The 1,134-nt window shown below is 41.5% G+C and carries 1 protein-coding gene; it reads left to right on the plus strand.

The genetic code is table 11. From position 1 onward, the window contains the following. On the plus strand, nucleotides 1-1,060 hold a 1,060-nt coding region (gene ltrA, locus ACFQU5_RS15965; protein WP_390289916.1), incomplete at its 5' end, for a group II intron reverse transcriptase/maturase. Between the last annotated feature and the right edge of the window lie 74 nt (nucleotides 1,061-1,134).

Consider the following 1,134-nt stretch of genomic DNA (forward strand, 5'->3'; position numbering starts at 1 on the left):
ACCAGATGGTGGTGTGCGTTTACTAGGTATCCCAACCGTGACAGACCGTTTGATTCAACAAGCTATCTCGCAGATTTTATCGAAGGAATATGACAAAACATTTTCGGACCACAGTTATGGATTCCGTCCAAATCGGAGCGCCCATGATGCAGTCCGTAAGGCAAAGGGTTATATAAAAGAGGGATGTCGTTGGGTTGTGGATATGGATTTAGAGAAATTCTTTGACAAGGTCAATCATGACCGGCTAATGGCAACATTAGCAAAACGAATTGAAGATAAGCCATTATTAAAACTCATCCGCAAATATCTCCAAGCAGGTGTCATGATGAACGGAGTTGTTTCACGTACGGAAGAAGGTACGCCACAAGGTGGTCCTTTAAGCCCACTCCTTTCTAATATCGTATTAGATGAGCTCGATAAAGAACTGGAGAAACGTGGACATAAATTTGTTCGGTACGCAGATGATTGTAACATTTACGTGAAAAGTAAACGTGCAGGAGAACGTACAATGGCGAGTGTACAGCGATTTATAGAAGGAAAACTTCGATTAAAAGTAAATGAAAACAAATCGGCAGTTGACCGCCCATGGAATCGAAAGTTCTTAGGATTTAGCTTTACTCATCATAAAGAACCAAAGGTTCGTATCGCAAAAACAAGCCTACAACGAATGAAGAAGAAAATACGAGAAATTACCTCCAGAAAGATGCCATTTCCAATGGAATATCGTATCCAGAAACTAAACCAATATTTAATAGGATGGTGTGGTTATTTTGCGCTTGCAGATACACCTACAGTCTTTAAACTGCTAGATAGTTGGATTAGGAGAAGGCTACGTATGTGTATTTGGAAGAATTGGAAGAATCCCCGAACAAGAGTCAGAAACCTCATTCGACTAAAGGTTCCATATGGTAAAGCCTACGAATGGGGAAATACCCGAAAAGGGTATTGGCGCATTTCAAATAGCCCCATATTACACAAAACCCTTGGCAATTCCTACTGGGAAAGCCAAGGGCTGAAAAGTCTGCAAGTTCGTTATGAAACTTTGCGTTATTCATCTTAATTGAACCGCCGTATACGGAACCGTACGTACGGTGGTGTGAGAGGTCGGGAGTTAATCACTCCCTCCTACTCGAT

The sequence above is a fragment of the Ureibacillus sp. GCM10028918 genome, assembly GCF_042666115.1.
Classification (GTDB): Bacteria; Bacillota; Bacilli; order Bacillales_A; family Planococcaceae; genus Ureibacillus.